The 3,272-nt window shown below is 67.9% G+C and carries 4 protein-coding genes; 2 read left to right on the forward strand and 2 right to left on the reverse strand.

Translation table 11 applies throughout. From position 1 onward, the window contains the following. The first annotated feature begins 131 nt into the window (after window positions 1-131). Window positions 132-1,409, forward strand: coding sequence for a saccharopine dehydrogenase family protein (locus tag G3T36_RS19020; RefSeq protein ID WP_163291427.1), 1,278 nt, complete (start codon window positions 132-134; stop codon window positions 1,407-1,409). Here G3T36_RS19020 and G3T36_RS19025 read toward each other — a convergent pair. Together G3T36_RS19025 and G3T36_RS19030 are read right to left on the reverse strand one after the other, a co-directional pair. Next, window positions 1,406-2,254, reverse strand: a complete 849-nt coding sequence (locus G3T36_RS19025) for an aminoglycoside phosphotransferase family protein (protein ID WP_163291428.1) — start codon at window positions 2,252-2,254, stop codon at window positions 1,406-1,408. The genes G3T36_RS19020 and G3T36_RS19025 overlap by 4 nt on opposite strands. Window positions 2,255-2,267: 13 nt before the next feature. Next, window positions 2,268-2,825: a hypothetical protein gene (locus tag G3T36_RS19030; protein ID WP_163291429.1), complete on the reverse strand. Its 558-nt coding sequence runs from the start codon at window positions 2,823-2,825 to the stop codon at window positions 2,268-2,270. 229 nt (window positions 2,826-3,054) lie between these two features. Between G3T36_RS19030 and G3T36_RS19035 the strand changes: the two genes are divergently transcribed. Beyond that, window positions 3,055-3,272 (forward strand): helix-turn-helix domain-containing protein (locus G3T36_RS19035; RefSeq protein ID WP_163291430.1); only part of this gene is annotated, 218 nt, incomplete at its 3' end.

Here is a 3,272-nt window from a genome sequence, read left to right on the forward strand (position 1 = left end):
GCGCCTCCCCCGGATCTTCGCCGCGTGTCGCGTTTCGCCCCCGTGGGCCCCGGCACACCGGTGATCCTCGGCGCGAACGGCGACTCTCGACGGAATGAGAGGTGTCTGTGCGCGAGGGTAGGGTGGCGACCATGAGAATCCTCCTGGTCGGTGCCGGCGGCGTCGGAGACGCCATTGCGAAGATCGCCGCGCGGCGCGCGTTCTACGAGCACCTGGTGGTCAGCGACTACGACATCGCGCGGGCTGAGAGGACGATCGCGTGGATCGCGGCGAAACACGGCCCGGACATCGCCGCGCGGTTCACGGCCGCCTCGATCGACGCATCCGACCCGGACGGCGTCGAGCGGGTCGCTCGCGAGCACGGCGCCACGCACGTGATGAACGCCGTCGAGCCGAAGTTCGTGCCCACGATCTTCGCCGGCGCACTCGCCGCAGGGGCGGACTACCTCGACATGGCCATGAGCCTCTCGGAACCGCATCCGACCGATCCGTATTCGAAGACGGGAGTGAAGCTCGGCGACGACCAGTTCGCCCAGCGCAGCGACTGGGAGACCGCAGGCCGGCTTGCCCTCGTCGGGATGGGGGTCGAGCCCGGCCTCAGCGACGTGTTCGCGCGCTACGCCGCCGACCACCTCTTCAGCGAGCTCGACGAACTGGGCACGCGCGACGGCGCGAACCTCATCGTCCGCGATGCCGACGGCCACGAGGTCTTCGCCCCCTCGTTCAGCATCTGGACCACCATCGAGGAATGCCTCAACCCACCGGTGGTCTTCGAGAAGGACGCGGGCTGGTACACGACGCCTCCGTTCAGCGAGCCCGAGGTGTTCACGTTCCCCGAAGGCATCGGCGCGGTGGAGTGCGTCAACGTCGAACACGAAGAAGTGCTGCTCATGCCGCGCTGGATCGACGCGAAGCGCGTGACCTTCAAATACGGGCTCGGCGTCGAGTTCATCAACATCCTGCGAACGCTCCACCAGCTCGGCCTCGACTCGACCGTCCCCATCCGGGTGCGCAGCGAAGACGGCCCGGTCCATGTCGCTCCCCGTGACGTCGTCGCCGCAGCGCTACCCGACCCCGCGACGATCGGCCCGCGGATGACCGGCAAGACGTGTGCAGGCGTGTGGGCGACCGGAACAGGAGTGGACGGGTCGCCGCGTGAGGTGTACCTCTACCACGTCAGCGACAACGAGTGGACGATGCGCGAATACGACAGCCAGTGCGTGGTCTGGCAGACCGCGCTCAACCCGGTGATCGCGCTCGAACTCCTCGCGACGGGGGTCTGGTCGGGGGTCGGCGTGCTCGGGCCGGAAGCGTTCGACGCCAAGCCGTACCTCGACCTGATGGCACGCCCTGAAGCTGAGGGCGGCTACGGCCAGCCCTGGGGAATGGAGGACCGGCTCGCCGGCTAGCCGGACGACCGGCCGAGCATCCGTTCGGCGATGAGCCCGACCTCCAGCGCGTGTCCGGCGTCCCCGTCGGAGCGCTCGCCCCACGCCGCAGACAACCCGCACCAGGCGACGATCCAGGCGGTCATGCGTTCCCGTTCGATCCCCGTCTGCTCGCAGACGATCGCCAGCTGCCGTTCGAGCCTGCCCGGTGCGAGCGCGATGCGGGCATCCGGATTGCAGAAGATGTTCGCAAAATCGAACGCGCGATCGCCGGTGACGTGCTTCGGGTCGATAGCCGCCCATCCATCAGCACCGAAGTCGAGCACGTTGCCGTGGTGCACGTCGCCGTGAAGGACGACCTGCTCGCGCTGGTCGCCGATCAGGTCGCGGGCGACGGATGCCGCGCCGGCGAAGAATCCGCCGCGCGTCTCGGCGTGCACGAAGAGCTCCTGGAACCAGCGGTCGAGCCCGACGAGGCCGTCCGGTGGCTCCCCGCCCACCGCATGCAGGGTCGACGCCACTGTGCATAGCACCCGCGTGGCAGTGTCGTCGAGCGCCATGCCCGCAGCCGCCATCGTGGTGAGCGACCGCGTGCCCTGCGCGCGCTCGAGGACGATCGCCGGCCCGTCGTGCTCGTACACACGGGCTGATCCGCGGCCGTTCCACCAGACCATGAGGTGGCCGCCCAGCTCCTCCTCGCGCTCGGTGGCGACCTTCAGGATGGCCGCGCGGCCCCGGGAGATAACGGGTAGGAGAACGCTCGTGGCAGTAGTGAACGACGGACCGTCGGAAATGAGTTCCCAGCGCCGCAGGTACGGAGCCAGCAGCGCGTCGGCCCCGGTCGGGGCATCATGCTGAACGTGCATCCGGACTGTGCCGTTACCCGCGCCCTACGCGGGGGAAACGCTCGAACCAGTACAACAGTTCTGGGGAGTCGCGGCGCAGCTCGGTCAGAGTCATCGACTCCCGACGCAACGTCACCGGCACGTCGAGCTGGTCGGCGACCCGTTCCATGTCTTCTCGCGACCAGAACTGCCCGCGGAGTCGCAGCAGGAGGCGCCCATCGACGTCCGTCACGAACAGCTGGGGGAGCGTGTCCAGCGTGCTGCCCTCGTAGAGATCGAGCAGCACGACCGACCCGACCATCCCCGGCCGGATGTCCGTCACGCGCCCGAAGAACCCGCGTTCGCGGACGGTGTCGGGGAGGAGCTGGATGGTCGTCCCGAAGAATGCGAAGACGGCGAGCACGGTCGCGACCACGGCGATGATGTGAATCGCGAGGACCAGTGGCCAGCTGCCGTCGGGGAAGGTCAGCCAGTAGAGCACGGCGAACACCGGCGTCGTCAATGCGAGCACCGCGACGATCCCGCGTGTGAACAGGTGGGCGTGCGGGCGCAGCACCACGCTCTTCGTCATCACGACGGACTCCTGTTCCATTGATTCCCCTCTACCTCTCGAGCCTGACCTATCGGGCGGCAGCCCGGTAGCGGCATTTTGGGGGACACGGCACCCCACTTCGGAGGTGGTCGAACCGCGACGAGGACGGACGCCCCGCGGGAGCCCGGGGAGTGCAGGAATTTGGCGGAGAATGGGGTGTCTGGGTTCAGGAGATAGGTCACAGTTGATAGGTCCCTGATGAGTCGGGACATCCGTCACAGTCGGGTTTATGTCTCGTGCTCGTGTCGCCGTGTTGAAGATCGTGTCCAAGCAGCTGACCGTGACCGCGGCGGCAGCCGAGTACGGATTCTCACGCCGCCATCTGCATCGACTGTTGGCCCGTTACCGAGACGCCGGACTCGACGCTGTCGAACCACGCTCCCGCGCACCGCTGACCAGCCCACACCGGGTGACCGCCGAGGTTGTGGACCGGATCGTTCAGCTTCG

This window comes from Leifsonia tongyongensis (assembly GCF_010686705.1).
Classification (GTDB): Bacteria; Actinomycetota; Actinomycetes; order Actinomycetales; family Microbacteriaceae; genus Diaminobutyricibacter; species Diaminobutyricibacter tongyongensis.